The organism is Nonomuraea sp. NPDC005730, assembly GCF_040630865.1.
Taxonomy (GTDB): domain Bacteria; phylum Actinomycetota; class Actinomycetes; order Streptosporangiales; family Streptosporangiaceae; genus Nonomuraea.
Genome location: NZ_JBEXYK010000020.1, coordinates 88,679 through 101,663, shown reverse-complemented (window position 1 = coordinate 101,663; position 12,985 = coordinate 88,679). Strand labels below are relative to the sequence as shown.

General features: G+C 73.0%; 16 protein-coding genes. 9 read left to right on the top strand and 7 right to left on the bottom strand.

Going from position 1 to position 12,985, the window contains the following annotated elements:
* Positions 1-30: 30 nt before the first annotated feature.
* Entirely contained in the window at positions 31-288 is a 258-nt protein-coding gene (locus ABZ444_RS23855; protein WP_352363132.1) for a hypothetical protein, read from the bottom strand.
* A gap of 32 nt (positions 289-320) precedes the next feature.
* The gene (locus ABZ444_RS23850; protein WP_358000658.1) at positions 321-575 is read right to left on the bottom strand and encodes a hypothetical protein; all 255 of its coding nucleotides are present in this window, start codon (positions 573-575) and stop codon (positions 321-323) included.
* 213 nt (positions 576-788) lie between these two features.
* On the opposite strand from ABZ444_RS23850, the gene ABZ444_RS23845 reads away from it, so the two are divergent.
* From ABZ444_RS23845 to ABZ444_RS23835, 3 genes are read left to right on the top strand one after another with little or no spacing between them, the layout of a single operon-like run.
* Complete coding sequence (locus ABZ444_RS23845; RefSeq protein ID WP_358000655.1) at positions 789-1,442, top strand: NIPSNAP family protein; 654 nt, start codon at positions 789-791, stop codon at positions 1,440-1,442.
* A gap of 45 nt (positions 1,443-1,487) precedes the next feature.
* Positions 1,488-1,976: a SigE family RNA polymerase sigma factor gene (locus tag ABZ444_RS23840; RefSeq protein ID WP_358000739.1), complete on the top strand. Its 489-nt coding sequence runs from the start codon at positions 1,488-1,490 to the stop codon at positions 1,974-1,976.
* Positions 1,973-3,043 carry a hypothetical protein gene (locus ABZ444_RS23835; RefSeq protein ID WP_358000652.1) on the top strand — a complete coding sequence of 357 codons (1,071 nt, stop codon included), beginning with the start codon at positions 1,973-1,975 and terminating at the stop codon, positions 3,041-3,043. Before ABZ444_RS23840 ends, ABZ444_RS23835 begins: the two co-directional genes overlap by 4 nt.
* A gap of 10 nt (positions 3,044-3,053) precedes the next feature.
* On the opposite strand, the gene ABZ444_RS23830 is transcribed toward ABZ444_RS23835, so the two are convergent.
* Together ABZ444_RS23830 and ABZ444_RS23825 are read right to left on the bottom strand one after the other, a co-directional pair.
* Positions 3,054-3,983, bottom strand: coding sequence for an SDR family oxidoreductase (locus ABZ444_RS23830; RefSeq protein ID WP_358000649.1), 930 nt, complete (start codon positions 3,981-3,983; stop codon positions 3,054-3,056).
* Between the two features lie 9 nt (positions 3,984-3,992).
* On the bottom strand, positions 3,993-4,721 hold the full coding sequence (locus tag ABZ444_RS23825) for an SDR family oxidoreductase (RefSeq protein ID WP_358000646.1): 729 nt from the start codon (positions 4,719-4,721) through the stop codon (positions 3,993-3,995).
* A gap of 46 nt (positions 4,722-4,767) precedes the next feature.
* Here ABZ444_RS23825 and ABZ444_RS23820 point away from each other — a divergent pair, with 46 nt between their 5' ends.
* Genes ABZ444_RS23820 through ABZ444_RS23805 form a run of 4 tightly spaced genes read left to right on the top strand, consistent with a single transcriptional unit; the run spans position 4,768 to position 7,994 of the window.
* The gene (locus ABZ444_RS23820) at positions 4,768-5,496 is read left to right on the top strand and encodes an enoyl-CoA hydratase family protein (protein WP_358000643.1); all 729 of its coding nucleotides are present in this window, start codon (positions 4,768-4,770) and stop codon (positions 5,494-5,496) included.
* A complete protein-coding gene (locus ABZ444_RS23815) occupies positions 5,493-6,269 on the top strand; it encodes a CoA-transferase (protein ID WP_358000640.1) in 777 nt (258 codons plus the stop codon). Before ABZ444_RS23820 ends, ABZ444_RS23815 begins: the two co-directional genes overlap by 4 nt.
* On the top strand, positions 6,256-6,975 hold the full coding sequence (locus ABZ444_RS23810) for a CoA-transferase (protein ID WP_358000638.1): 720 nt from the start codon (positions 6,256-6,258) through the stop codon (positions 6,973-6,975). The genes ABZ444_RS23815 and ABZ444_RS23810 overlap by 14 nt, the downstream gene beginning before the upstream one ends.
* Entirely contained in the window at positions 6,972-7,994 is a 1,023-nt protein-coding gene (locus ABZ444_RS23805; protein ID WP_358000635.1) for a nitronate monooxygenase, read from the top strand. The genes ABZ444_RS23810 and ABZ444_RS23805 overlap by 4 nt, the downstream gene beginning before the upstream one ends.
* Positions 7,995-8,075: 81 nt before the next feature.
* Here the strand turns inward: ABZ444_RS23805 and ABZ444_RS23800 are convergent, their stop codons facing one another.
* The 3 genes from ABZ444_RS23800 to ABZ444_RS23790 form a co-directional block, all read right to left on the bottom strand.
* Entirely contained in the window at positions 8,076-8,741 is a 666-nt protein-coding gene (locus ABZ444_RS23800; RefSeq protein WP_358000632.1) for a pentapeptide repeat-containing protein, read from the bottom strand.
* A 4-nt stretch (positions 8,742-8,745) separates the two neighbouring features.
* Positions 8,746-10,224: a glycoside hydrolase family 3 N-terminal domain-containing protein gene (locus ABZ444_RS23795; RefSeq protein WP_358000629.1), complete on the bottom strand. Its 1,479-nt coding sequence runs from the start codon at positions 10,222-10,224 to the stop codon at positions 8,746-8,748.
* Between the two features lie 125 nt (positions 10,225-10,349).
* On the bottom strand, positions 10,350-11,504 hold the full coding sequence (locus tag ABZ444_RS23790; protein ID WP_358000626.1) for an acetyl-CoA C-acetyltransferase: 1,155 nt from the start codon (positions 11,502-11,504) through the stop codon (positions 10,350-10,352).
* A gap of 98 nt (positions 11,505-11,602) precedes the next feature.
* Here ABZ444_RS23790 and ABZ444_RS23785 point away from each other — a divergent pair, with 98 nt between their 5' ends.
* Together ABZ444_RS23785 and ABZ444_RS23780 are read left to right on the top strand one after the other, a co-directional pair.
* Positions 11,603-12,274 carry a TetR family transcriptional regulator gene (locus ABZ444_RS23785; protein ID WP_357983878.1) on the top strand — a complete coding sequence of 224 codons (672 nt, stop codon included), beginning with the start codon at positions 11,603-11,605 and terminating at the stop codon, positions 12,272-12,274.
* Positions 12,271-12,951: a DNA alkylation repair protein gene (locus tag ABZ444_RS23780; protein WP_358000624.1), complete on the top strand. Its 681-nt coding sequence runs from the start codon at positions 12,271-12,273 to the stop codon at positions 12,949-12,951. Before ABZ444_RS23785 ends, ABZ444_RS23780 begins: the two co-directional genes overlap by 4 nt.
* Positions 12,952-12,985: the final 34 nt, after the last annotated feature.

The window sequence follows — 12,985 nt, the reverse complement described above, 5'->3', positions numbered from 1 at the left end:
CTCCGCGCCGGAGGGCGCCCCCGGGTCCGGCTAGGAGTCGACGCTGGTGCCGGCGTGGCTGTCGTCGGTGGCGGTCGTGGCGTTGCCGTTGACGTTGTTGACGCTGGTGGCGTCGGTGCCGCTCACGTTGACGTTCACGACGTTGCCGAAGTTGTTGCCCGACTGGGAGGTGTCATGGTTGGAGCTGGAGTTGCCCGCGGTGACGTCGGCGTGGGCCGGGGCGGACAGGAGCGTCAGGGCGGCGGCCGCGGCGACGGCGCCGGTGGTCACGCAGAGCTTCTTCATCATGTCGATGTCCCTTCCTCAGAGCTGTACGGAGGTCAGTAGAAGATGTAGGTCACCGCGATACCGCCGTCGGTGGCGGTGGTCGCGACGCCGTTGATGTTGTTGACGTTGGTCGAGTCCCAGCCACCACGGTTGGCCGCGGAGACGTCGCCGAAGTTGTTGCCCGACTGCGACGAGTCGCTGTTGCTGCTCCAGTTGTCGGACCAGGTGTCAGCGTGGGCGGGAACGGCCGCTATGGCGACGCCGGCCGCGGCCAGCACGGCACCTGCGGCGCACAGCCTTTTGATCACTTCTGCTCCTTCGGTGAGGACCCCTGCGAGGACGGCGGGCGCCAGGGCCCTGGGCAACCGCCGCCCGCTTTTTGACCTTCTGTGACCCATTGGGATCAAGGTCAATGCGACTATATAACTCTGCGTTGCCGTTCGGTAGCACAGTGTGATCAGAACATTGTTCGCCGCCTACCCTGACATGAGGTGGCAGCGACCCCGCCCTATCGTCCGGGCATGATCTATGAACTACGGCGGTACACCCTTCACCCCGGACGGCGCGACACGCTGATCACGCTGTTCGAGCGCGAGTTCGTCGAGCCGCAGGAGGCGCAGGGCATGCGCGTGGCGGGCACCTTCCGCGATCCCGACGCGCCCGACACCTTCACCTGGCTGCGTGCCTTCCCCGACATGGAGGCGCGCCGGGCGGCGCTGGAGGGCTTCTACGACGGCCCCGTCTGGCGGGCGCACCGCGACGCCGCCAACGCCACGATGATCGACTCCGACGACGTGCTCCTGCTCCGCCCGTCCGGGCCGGAGCTGCCCTCCTGGGAACGGCCGCCCGTGGGCGCCGCCGAGCCGCCCGCCGCCCTGTACGTCGCGACGATCTGCCACGTCGGGGCGGGCTTCGCCGAGTTCTTCGCCCGGCGGGTGGCGCCCGCGCTGGCCGAGGCCGGGACGCCGCCGGTCGGCTGCCTGGAGAGCGAGCACGCCGAGAACACCTTTCCCCGCCTGCCGGTCCGGACCGGGGAGAACGTGTTCGTGTGGTTCACCCGGTTCGCCCGGCCCGAGGACGAGCGCCGGGCGGACCTGCCCATGCTGGACGCCCACCTGACCGCCCCGCCGGTGCGGCTGCGCCTGCGTCCCACCGCCCGGTCGTCGATGCGCTGACGACTTCTTCCAACCCTCGGGCCCTCGGTGGAGTTGATTTCCTACATGGACCGCTACGAGGGGTTCCACGAGTTCGTACGCGCCCGTCAGCAGTCGCTGATGCGGACCGCGTACCTGCTCACCGGAGACCCCCATCTCGCCGAGGACCTGTTGCAGACGGTCCTCACCCGTGTCGCCTCGCATTGGGGCAAGCTCGCCAGGGACGGCAACCCCGAGGCGTACGCGCGCCGGGCCCTGGTGAACCAGACCATCTCCTGGCGCCGGCGCAGACGGCCCGAGCTGCCCGCCGCCGAGCTGCCGGAGACCGGCGGGCACGCGCACGACGAGGCGACCGTGCGCCGCCTGGCCCTGCTCGAGGCGCTGGCCCGGCTCACCCCGAAACAGCGCGCGGTGATCGTGCTGCGCTTCTACGAGGACCGCACCGAGCACGAGACCGCCCGGCTCATGGGCGTCTCGCTCGGCACGGTCAAGAGCCAGACGCACTACGCGCTGTCCAGGCTGCGCGCCCTCACCCCCGCGGAGGTGTACCGATGAAGACGCTGCGTGCGGACCTGCAGGCGCTGGCCGAGCAGGCGCCGGTCGTCGACCTGGGCGCGCGGGCCGTGCTGCGCGCCCGGCGCAGGCGCGCGGCCCGCCTGGCCGTGAGCGTCGCGGCGGCGGTCTGCGTGCTCGGGGGCGGAGGCGCGGTGCTCCTGCGGGAGGCGCGCCCGGCGGCGCCGATCGTGCTCGCCCCGCCGACGGCCACCGCCCTGGAGTTGCCCGCCGAGGGGGTCGCGCCGGTCGAGCAGTTCTACCGGCCGATGTGCCGCGACGACGCCTCGGCCTGCCCGTGGCGGCTGGTGACCCGGGACGGCGCCACGTACGAGCTGGCCGACGGGCCGCAGAACGGGCCGGTCGAGGCTACGGCCGACGGGCGCAGGATCGCCTACTACAGCCCCGGCAAGCACGCGATCGTCGTCCGGGACCTGGCCGGGGGCCAGGTGTGGACGTCGCCGCTGAAGCAGGACGCGGAGGACTTCGCCGCCGAGTACGCGCTGCGGCTCTCGCCCGGCGGCCTGCGCTTCGTGGTGGCGGGGGCCGGCGCGCCCCGGCTCGTGGACCTGGAACGCGGCACGGTGACCGATCTGACGAAGGGCTGGTGGCCGGTGAGCGTGGCGGACGGGACGGGCCCGGTCGTGCTGGCCAGGGCCAAGGGGGACACCACGTCGTTGCGGGTGCTCGGCCGCGACCCGGTGACGGTCCCGGAGCACACCTACGACTTCAGCGCCCTGGCCCCGGACGGGCGCACGATCGCCCGCGTCGGCACGACCCTCGACCGGAACCGGGAGCCCATGGTGCAGCGCGACGGCACGATCGTCGTCTTCGACGTCACGGGAGGCAAGGAGCGCCGGGTCAGGCCGTCGGGACTCGCCGAGGGGCTGCGGCCGGCCAAGCTGGGCGGCTGGACCTCCCCCCAGGAGGTGACGTTGCTGGCCTATCCGGACGACGACCCCCGCGCCGTCGCCAGGGTCTACGCGGTGGACGTGACCTCGGGGCGCGCCACCGAGCTGTTCGCATTGCGGGGGGACGGCCAGTCGTCCGTGCCCGGCCTGGTCCGCTAGCAGGCGGGGATCAGGGGGCCGCGCCGTAGACCGGCTCGGGGGCGGGCGCGGCCTCCAGGAGCGTGGCGACGGCCTCGCCCACCTCCTCCGGCGACCAGCGGGCGCCCCGGTCCACGGCGGGGCCGTGCCGCCAGCCGGTGGCCAGCGCGATCGTGCCGCCCTCCACCTCGAAGACCCGGCCCGTCACGTGCGCGGCGGCCGCCGAGCCGAGCCAGACCACGAGCGGGGCGACGTTCGCCGGGTCCATGGGGTCGAACCCGGCCCGCGGCCTGGCCATGGTCGCCGCGAACACCTCCTCGGTCATCCGGGTGCGGGCGGCCGGTGCGATGGCGTTGACGGTGACGCCGTAGCGGGCCAGCTCGGCGGCGGCGACCTGGGTGAGCGCGGCGATCCCGGCCTTGGCCGCCGAATAGCCGGCCTGGCCGACGCTGCCCAGCAGGCCCGCGCCCGACGAGGTGTTGACCACCCTGCCGGACACCTCCTCGCCCGCCTTCGAGCGCTCCCGCCAGTACGCGGCCGCGTGCCGCAGCGGCAGGAAGTGGCCCTTGAGGTGCACGCGGACGACGTCGTCCCACTCCTGCTCGGTCATCGAGACCAGCATGCGGTCGCGCAGGAAGCCGGCGTTGTTCACCAGGACGTCCAGCCGGCCGTACGCGCTTACGGCGGTCTTCACCAGCCGGGCGGCGCCGGCCCAGTCGGACACGTCGTCGCAGTTGGCCACCGCCCGGCCGCCGAGGGCCTCGATCTCCGCGACGACTTCGTGGGCCGGGCCGGACGACGCGCCGCCGCCGTCGCGGGCGGTGCCGAGGTCGTTCACCACGACGCGGGCGCCCTGCCGGGCGAACTCCAGGGCGTGCTGCCTGCCGATGCCGCGTCCGGCGCCTGTCACGATCACCACGCGGCCAGCGCAAATGCCCACAAGACCTCCCAAGGGGATCATGCACAGATATCAAGAAATATCGTCAGAAGCTAGGTGTTGCCAGGCGGGGATCTCGCCGCCGCCGTCCACCCGTACCTCGGCGCCGGTCACGTAGCCGGGGGCGGCCAGCCACAGGCACGCCGCGGCCACGTCGGCGGGCGTGGCGGGGCGGCCGGCGGGGATGGTGGCGTCCGCCCGCCGCTGCCCGGTGTACCGCTCGGCCGCCGTGGTGTCGGCCAGGCCGACCACGACCGAGTTGACCCTGACCTCGGGGGCCCATTCGGCGGCCAGGCAGCGGGCCAGGTGGTGCAGGCCCGCCTTGGCGGCGCCGTACGCGGCGGTGCCGGGCGAGGGACGCGCGCCGCTGACGCTGCCGATCATCACGATCGCCCCGCGGGCCGCGGCCAGCAGCGGGTGGGCCCGCTGGGAGACCAGCAGAGGGGCGGTCAGGTTGAGCTCGATGACGCGGGCGTGCAGGCGCGGCGAGGTGCCCGACACGGGAGCGGGCGGCGAGCCGCCGGCGTTGTTGACCACCACGTCGAGCCGGTCGAACCCGGCGACCAGCCGTTCGACGTCCGCCGGGACGCGCACGTCGGCCTGGACGAAGCGCAGGCCGTCCAGGGGGCCGGGGTCCTTCCTGGCGCAGACCGTCACGTCGGCGCCGGCCGCGCGGAAGGCGTGGGCGATGCCCGCGCCGATGCCCTGGGTGCCGCCCGTCACCAGCACGGACCTGCCCGTGTAGTCGTAAGTGACCGTCACGGGTGCTACCGTACCAAGCAAGCGTTAGGTGCGACCAGGGAGCGCGATGGGGATCACACTGCGGGACGGGCCGGTCGCCGAGGTCGTGGTGGACGTGCCGCCGGTGAACGCGTTGACCGTCCAGGGCTGGGCCGACCTGGCGGCGGCGGTGCGCGCGGCCGGGCGCGACCCGGCGACCAGGGTGGTGGTGCTGCGGGCCGAGGGCCGCGGGTTCAACGCCGGCGTGGACATCAAGGAGATGCGGGCCGACCCCGGGCACACGGCGCTCGTCGCCGCGAACCGGCAGTGTTTCGAGGCGTTCGCGGCCGTCTACGAGTGCGAGGTGCCGGTGATCGCCGCCGTGCACGGGTACTGCCTGGGCGGCGGCGTCGGCCTGGCCGGCAACGCGGACGTGGTGGTGGCGAGCGAGGACGCCTACTTCGGGCTGCCCGAGGTGGACCGCGGGGCGCTCGGGGCCGCCACGCACCTGGCCCGGCTGGTGCCCCAGCACCTCATGCGGGCCATGGTCTACACCTGCCGGAACGTCACGGCGGCCGAGCTGCACGCGTTCGGGTCGGTGCTGGAGGTGGTGCCGCCCGACAAGCTGCGCGAGGCGGCGATGGAGGTGGCCGGGCAGATCGCGGCCAAGGACCCGTACGTCATCCGCCGCGCCAAGGAGTCGCTGAACGGCATCGACCCGGTGGACGTGCGGCGCAGCTACCGCTTCGAGCAGGGCTTCACCTTCGAGCTGAACCTCATGGGCATGGGCGACGAGCACAGGGAGCGGTTCCGATGAGCAAGGTGATGTCCGTCGAGGAGGTCGCGGCCTCGGTGGAGAGCGGGATGACGGTCGGGATCGGCGGCTGGGGCTCGCGGCGCAAGCCCATGGCGCTGGTGGGCGGCCTGCTGCGCACGTCCGTCCGGGATCTGACGATCGTCTCCTACGGCGGGCCGGACGTCGGCATGTTGTGCGCGGCGGGCAAGGTGCGCAGGGTCGTGGCGCCGTTCGTCACGCTCGACTCCATCCCCCTCGAACCGCACTTCCGGGCGGCCAGGCAGGCGGGCGCGGTCGAGTTCACCGAGTACGACGAGGGCATGTTCATGTTCGGGCTGCTGGCGGCGGCGCACCGGCTGCCGTTCCTGCCGACGCGGGCGGGGCTGGGGTCCGGCGTGCTGCGGGTCAACCCGGAGCTGCGGACCGTGCGCTCGCCGTACGGGGACGGGGAGGAGCTGGTCGCGGTGCCCGCCCTGACCATGGACGTGGCGCTGGTGCACCTGAACCGGGCCGACGTCCGCGGGAACGCCCAGTACCTCGGCCTCGACCCGTATTTCGACGACCTGTACGCCAAGGCGGCCAGCCGCTGCTACGTGTCCTGCGAGCGGCTGGTGGACACCGCCGACCTGCTGAAGGAGGGGCCGGTGCAGTCGTTGCTGATCAGCCGGTCGATGGTGACGGGCGTGGTCGAGGCGCCCGGCGGGGCCGGGTTCACCTCCTGCGAGCCGGACTACGGGCGCGACGAGGAACGGCAGCGGCGATACGTGGAGGGCGACACCGATGAGCAGGGCTGATGTGTGCGTGCTGGCCTGCGCGGAGGCGTTCAGGGGCGACGGGGAGATCCTGGCGGCCGGGATCGGCGGGGCGGTCACGGTGCTGGCCGCGCGGCTGGCCCGGCTGACGTTCGAGCCCGGCCTGCTCACCTCCGACGGCGTCTGCCTGCTCACCGGCGACGTGCCCGCGCTGGGGGCGGCGCCCGGGGTGGTGGAGGGGTGGCTGCCGTTCCGGGAGCACCTGTGGCTGGTGCTGAACGGCCGCCGGCACGTGATGCTCGGCGCGAGCCAGATCGACCGGCACGGGAACAGCAACATCTCCTGCATCGGCGACTGGGCCCGTCCCAAGGCCCAGCTCCTCGGGGTGCGCGGGGCGCCGGGGAACACGCGGTGCGACCCGACGAGCTACTGGATCCCGCGGCACTCGCGGCGGGTGTTCGTGCCCGAGGTGGACATGGTGAGCGGGCTGGGCACCGACCGGGGGGCGTACGAGCTGCGGCGGGTGGTGACGGACCTGGCGGTGCTCGACTTCGCCACCCCCGACGGCTCGATGCGCCTGGTGTCCACGCATCCGGGGGTGAGCGTGGCCGACGTGCTGGCCGCCACCGGCTTCGACCTGGTCGTCCCGCCGGAGGTGCCCACGACACGGGAGCCGGACGCCGTCGAGCTGGCCGTCCTGGACCGGCTGGATCCCGGGCGGGCGCGCGACCGCGAGGTGGCCGGGTGAGGACGGCGCTGACCGAGCTCACCGGCTGCCGCCATCCCGTCGTCCAGACCGGCATGGGGTACGTCGCGGGCGCCCGGCTGGCCGCGGCCGTCTCGGCGGCGGGCGGGCTGGGCGTGATCGGCGCCGCCACCATGTCGGTGCCCGAGATGACGGCGGCGGTCAGGCGGGTCAAGGAGCGGACGGACGCCCCCTTCGGGGTGAACATCCGATCCGACGCCGACGACGCGGCCGAGCGGGTGGCGGTGATGATCAGGGAGGGCGTGCGGGTGGCGTCGTTCGCCCAGGCGCCCCGACGGGAGCTGATCGCCCGGCTCAAGGACGCGGGGGTCGTCACCATCCCGTCGGTGGGGGCGCGCCGGCACGCCGAGAAGGTGGCCGCGTGGGGCGTGGACGCGGTGATCGTGCAGGGCGGCGAGGGCGGCGGGCACACCGGCCCACTGGCCACCACGCTGCTGCTGCCGCAGGTCGTGGACGCGGTGGACATCCCGGTGATCGCGGCGGGCGGCTTCTTCGACGGCCGGGGCCTGGTCGCCGCGCTGGCCTACGGCGCGTGCGGGATCGCCATGGGCACCCGGTTCCTGCTGACCCGCGAGTCCCCGGTGCCCGGCGCGGTCAAGGACGTCTACCTGGCCGCCCGCGAGACCGTCGTGACGACCAGGGTGGACGGCGTGCCGCACCGCGTGCTCAGCACCCCGTTCGTGGCCTCGCTGGAACGCTCGCGGCTGCTGCGCGCGGTGCTGAACGGCGCCCGCTTCCGTCGGCTGTCCGGCCTGTCGTGGGGCGCGCTGGTCCGCGAGGGACGCCGGATGCGCCGCGGCCGGGAGCTGACCTGGGCGCAGGTGCTCCAGGCGGCCAACACGCCGGTGCTGCTGCGCGCGGCGATGGTGGACGGGCGGGCCGACCTCGGGGTGATGGCCTCCGGCCAGGTGGTGGGCGTGATCGAGGACCTGCCGTCGTGCGCCGAGCTGATCGGGCGGGTGATGGCCGAGGCCGAGGAGGTACGCAAGCACCTGCCCTGACCCGCACGACACCTGACCCGCACGACGCCTGACCCGCACGACACCTGACCCGCACGACACCTGACCCGCACGACGCCTGGCTCACACGACGGTGATGCCCCGGGCGGCGAGGATGGCGTTGGCCTGGGCCTGGTTGATGATCGCGCCGGCGAAGGCGCGCAGCTTGGCGTCGTCGGGCTGCCCGAGGTCGGCGCCGCGCAGGTCGGCCTTGGCGAACGTGGTGTTGAGCAGCCGCGTACCGATGAGCCGGCAGTCGCTGAAGGTGGCCTCGGTGAAGTCGCAGCCCGACAGGTCGGCGTCGTCGAAGCGCACTCCCTCGATGAACTCGCCGCGCAGCGAGCAGCCGCCGAGGTTGGCCAGCGTCAGGTTGCACCGCGCGACCTTGAAGCCGGTGCCGCGCGAGGCCGTGAGCGCGGCGCCGATCATGCGGCAGCCCTGGAAGGAGGCGTCGGTGAGCAGGGCGCCGCCGAACTGGGCCGAGGACAGGTCGACGTCGGTGAACGTCGCGTCGATCAGGTCGGCGTCGTTGAACCTCGGGCGCATGCCGCCGCCGCCCGCGAAGACCGCGCCGTCGAGGTCGGCCTTGCGCAGGTCGGCGCCGTCGAGCACGCAGGACTCGAAGCGGGCGCCGGCCAGCGCGGCTCCGGACAGGTCGGCCTCGGTCAGGTCGCAGCCGCGGAAGACGTGCGGCCCGTCGTCGTGGAGGGCGGGGCGGCTGTGGGAGAGGTCTTCGCCGTCAAGGATCACGGTGTCACAGCGTACCGGTGAGCACCTCCGCCGCCGCCTGGCCGCAGACCCGCGCCGACCCGTACGTGGCGATGTGCACGGCGCCGAGGTCGGAGCGGGCGGGCAGGCCCATCTCCACGACGACGGCGTCCGGCCGGGCGCTGAGCAGGTGCCGCAGCGCCTCGCCCTGCCAGGCGTAGCGGTGCGCGTCGCGGACCACGATCACCAGCGGGCGCTGCGCCGCCTCGCCGATCAGCCGCTCCAGCCTGGCCCCGGTGGTGTCCCCGGCCGCCAGCCGGGTGACGGCGGTGCCGGGCAGCAGCCGTCCCAGCGGCTCGCCGACGCCCCACGGAGTGCCCTTGTCGATGGCCAGGTTCATCTCGGGCGTCAGCTCGACCACGTGCGCCGCCCCGGTGAGCGGCAGCACGGGGGCCGTGGACCTGCGGGTGACGCGGACGGCCCGGCGGGCCGCGGAGAGCCCGAGGTAGCCGTCCTCCGGTACGGGGCTGCCCGAGGAGGTGGTCCAGGCGGCCAGCTCGCGGACCCTGCGTGCGGCGTCGGCCAGTCGCTCCTCGGGCAGCAGTCCTTCGGTCACGGCGGCGGCGATGGCGTCGCGGACCTCGACGGCGGTGGCCTCGTCGGCCCGCTCGCCGCCCACGCAGATCGCGTCGGCCCCCGCGGCTATGGCGCGGGCGGAGGCGCCCCCGATCCCGTACGCCCCCGACACCGCGGCCATTTCTATGCCGTCCGTGATGATCATTCCCTGGAAGCCCAGTTCCTCGCGCAGCAGGCCCGTGAGGACCTTGGGGCTGAGCGTGGCGGGCAGCTCGGCGTCGTAGGAGGGCACGAGCAGGTGGCCGGTCATGATCGACTTGACCCCCTCCTTGATCGCTTCCCGGAACGGGAAGAGCGCCTCCTCGATGCCGGCGTCGGCCACCACGGGCACGCCGTGGTGGGAGTCGACGGTGGTGTCCCCGTGGCCGGGGAAGTGCTTGGCGCAGGCGGCCACCCCGGCCGACTGCAGGCCGCGGACGAACGCCCTGGTGTGCCGGGCGACGAGCGCGGGATCGGCCCCGAAGGAGCGCAGGCCGATGACCGGGTTGTCGGGGTTGGAGTTGACGTCGGCGGAGGGGGCGAAGTCGATCGTGATGCCCGCGGCCGCCAGTTCGCCGCCCATGTCCCTGGCCAGGGCCTCGGTGAGGCCGACGTCGTCCACGACGCCGAGCGCGTACCCGCCGGGGCGGCTGCTGCCGGTGCTCACCTCCAGCCGGGTGACCTCGCCGGACTCCTCGTCGGTGCCGACGAGCACCGCGGGGTTCTCCGCGCGCAGCGCGGCGGTGAGCCGGGCGACCTGTGCGGGGTCGGCGATGTTGCGGGAGAACAGCACCACACCGGCCAGTCCCTCGCCGAGTCGTCGGCGGATCCAGTCCGGAGGCATCTGTCCCGCGAAACCAGGGAGGAGGACGGCGTCGGCGAGGTGAAGAAGGTCACCGCTGAGGGGCATGACCCGAAATCTAATAGGAAAGTTTCCTATTTGCTAGAGGCATTTTCTGATGTCAGCCCGGTTCCTTCCGTGTCTTATTCAACCATTGCCGGAAATGCTCACTTGAGTTGGCGCGGCGCGGCCTTTCAGCCGAGGCGTTCGATGACGGTGACGTTCGCCTGTCCGCCGCCTTCGCACATGGCCTGCAGGCCGTACCGGCCGCCGGTGCGCTCCAGTTCGTGCAGCAGCTTCACGGTCAGGACCGCGCCGGTCGCGCCGAGCGGATGGCCGAGCGCGATGGCGCCGCCGTTGGGGTTCACCCGGGCCGGGTCGGCGCCGGTCTCCTTGATCCAGGCCAGCACGACGGAGGCGAACGCCTCGTTGATCTCGATCGCGTCGAAGTCGTCGATGGCCAGGCCGGTCCGGCCCAGGGCGTGGGCCGTGGCGGGGATGGGCGCGGAGAGCATCATGATCGGGTCCGCGCCGCGCGCCGAGAGGTGGTGCACGCGGGCGCGCGGGGTCAGCCCGTGGTCGCGTACGGCCCGGGGCGAGGCGACCAGCAGCGCCGCCGCGCCGTCGGAGATCTGGGACGCCAGCGCCGCCGTGAGCCGCCCCCCTTCGGCCAGCGGCCTGAGCGCGGCCATCTTCTCCGGCGTGGTGTCCCTGCGGGGGGCCTCGTCGTCGGCGACGCCCTCCCAGGGGACGATCTCGCGCCGGAAGCGCCCCTCGTCCACGGCCCGCAGCGCGCGGCGGTGGGACTCGTAGGCGTAGCGCTCCATGTCCTCGCGCGACAGGTCCCAGGCCACCGCCATCTGCTCGGCCCCGGCGAACTGGGAGACCTCCGCCGTGCCGTAGCGGGCGGCCCAGCCCTTGGACCCGGCGAACGGGGTCTCGTGCCCGAGCGGCCGGCCCGCCAGCATGGCCGAGGAGATCGGGATCATGCTCATGTTCTGCACGCCGCCCGCCACCACCAGGTCGCTGGTGCCTGACAGCACGGCCTGGGCGGCGAAGTGCAGGGCCTGCTGCGAGGAGCCGCACTGGCGGTCGACGGTGACGCCCGGCACCTCCTCGGGCAGCCCGGCGGCCAGCCAGCAGGTACGCGCGACGTCCCCGGCCTGCGGCCCGATCGTGTCCACGCAGCCGAAGATCACGTCCTCGACGGCGGCGGGGTCGGCGTCCGCGCGGTCCATCAGCTCGCGGAGCACGTGCGCGCCGAGGTCGGCCGGGTGGGCCGCGGCCAGCCCGCCGTTCCTGCGCCCGACGGGGGTACGGACGGCGGCGACGATGTATGCCTCGTTCATCTCCGCATCCTAACAAGCGCTTGGTAAGCAAGATAATGCCCCACGAGCTGGGCCTGACGCGTGAACAAGCGATTGTCTGAGGGCTCATAATGGGAAACGTGACCACGCGAAAGAACTCCGGCACCACCACGTCACCGGCGAAGCGCCAGCGCGCCTCCTCCACTGGGGCGGCCTCAGAGCGGCGTGACCACCTCGTCAAGCTCGCCGCGGAGCTCTTCGCGCGCAAGGGCTTCCAGGCCACGACCGTACGCGAGATCGCCGACGAGGCGGGCATCCTGTCCGGCAGCCTCTACCACCACTTCGACTCCAAGGAGACGATCGTCGACGAGGTGCTGTCCACCTTCCTCGACGACCTCATCGCCCGCTACCGCGCCGCCGTCGACAACAACTCCGACGCCCGCACGGTCCTGTCGGAGATGGTCCGCATCGGCTTCGGCACGCTGGAGCCCCACCGCGCCGCGATCACCGTCATGCAGAACGACTGGAACTACCTGCGCCAGTTCGAGCGCTTCAACTATCTGGTCAAGGCCGAGGACGAGGTCGAGCAGATCTGGGTGACCCAGATCAAGGCCGGTCAGGCGGCCGGGCTGTTCAGGGCCGACGTCGACCCCAAGCTGACCTACCGGATGATCCGCGACACCATCTGGGTGGCCGTGCGCTGGTTCCGTCCCGGCGGCAGGCTCAACACCACCGCGCTGGCCGAGCACTACATCACCGTGCTGTTCGACGGGCTCGCCACCGGCGAGCGCACGACCCAGCGTCAGGGATGAGCCTCGGCAAGGCGGTGCGGCTGGCCCTTGAGGAGGTCGCCGAGCCGGACAAGGCCGAGCCGATGCGCGCGTACATGAAGTCGGAGATGCCCTTCCTCGGCGTGCAGGCGACGCCGAGGCGGGCGGCGCTCAGGCGGGTGTTCGCCGGCCACCGCATCGACTCCGCGCCCGAGTGGCGGCGCGCGGTGCTCTCGCTGTGGCGGGAGGCCGAATACCGCGAGGAGCGTTACGCCGCCGTCGAGCTGACCGGCCACCACTACTACCGCGACTTCCAGACCCTCTACACCGTGCCGATGTACGAGGAGATGATCGTCACCGGCGCCTGGTGGGACCTGGTCGACGAACTGGCCACCCACCGCGTCGGCGGCCTGCTGGCCGCCTTCCCCGACACCATGCGCCGGCTCATGCTGGAGTGGGCGGCCGACGCCGACCTGTGGAAGCGCCGCACCGCGATCCTGTGCCAGAACCGCTTCAAGTCCCGCACCGACACGGCCCTGTTATACGCCTGCATCGAGCCCAGCCTGTCCGACACCGACTTCTTCGCCCGCAAGGCCATCGGCTGGTCCTTACGCGAGTACGCCAAGACCAACCCCGACGAAGTCATCCGGTACGTCCGCGCCAAGGGCATCTCCGGCCTGAGCCGCCGCGAGGCCCTGAAGAACCTGCCCGTCAGCTAGACCCTGCCCATCCGGCCTCACCCGGTCCTACCCG

Coding starts and splice junctions, on each gene's coding strand:
- ABZ444_RS23855 (WP_352363132.1), bottom strand. CDS start 288: ATGATGAAGAAGCTCTGCGTGACCACCGGCGCCGTCGCCGCGGCCGCC.
- ABZ444_RS23845 (WP_358000655.1), top strand. CDS start 789: ATGATCTATGAACTACGGCGGTACACCCTTCACCCCGGACGGCGCGAC.
- ABZ444_RS23840 (WP_358000739.1), top strand. CDS start 1,488: ATGGACCGCTACGAGGGGTTCCACGAGTTCGTACGCGCCCGTCAGCAG.
- ABZ444_RS23835 (WP_358000652.1), top strand. CDS start 1,973: ATGAAGACGCTGCGTGCGGACCTGCAGGCGCTGGCCGAGCAGGCGCCG.
- ABZ444_RS23830 (WP_358000649.1), bottom strand. CDS start 3,983: ATGATCCCCTTGGGAGGTCTTGTGGGCATTTGCGCTGGCCGCGTGGTG.
- ABZ444_RS23820 (WP_358000643.1), top strand. CDS start 4,768: ATGGGGATCACACTGCGGGACGGGCCGGTCGCCGAGGTCGTGGTGGAC.
- ABZ444_RS23815 (WP_358000640.1), top strand. CDS start 5,493: ATGAGCAAGGTGATGTCCGTCGAGGAGGTCGCGGCCTCGGTGGAGAGC.
- ABZ444_RS23810 (WP_358000638.1), top strand. CDS start 6,256: ATGAGCAGGGCTGATGTGTGCGTGCTGGCCTGCGCGGAGGCGTTCAGG.
- ABZ444_RS23795 (WP_358000629.1), bottom strand. CDS start 10,224: ATGCCCCTCAGCGGTGACCTTCTTCACCTCGCCGACGCCGTCCTCCTC.
- ABZ444_RS23790 (WP_358000626.1), bottom strand. CDS start 11,504: ATGAACGAGGCATACATCGTCGCCGCCGTCCGTACCCCCGTCGGGCGC.
- ABZ444_RS23780 (WP_358000624.1), top strand. CDS start 12,271: ATGAGCCTCGGCAAGGCGGTGCGGCTGGCCCTTGAGGAGGTCGCCGAG.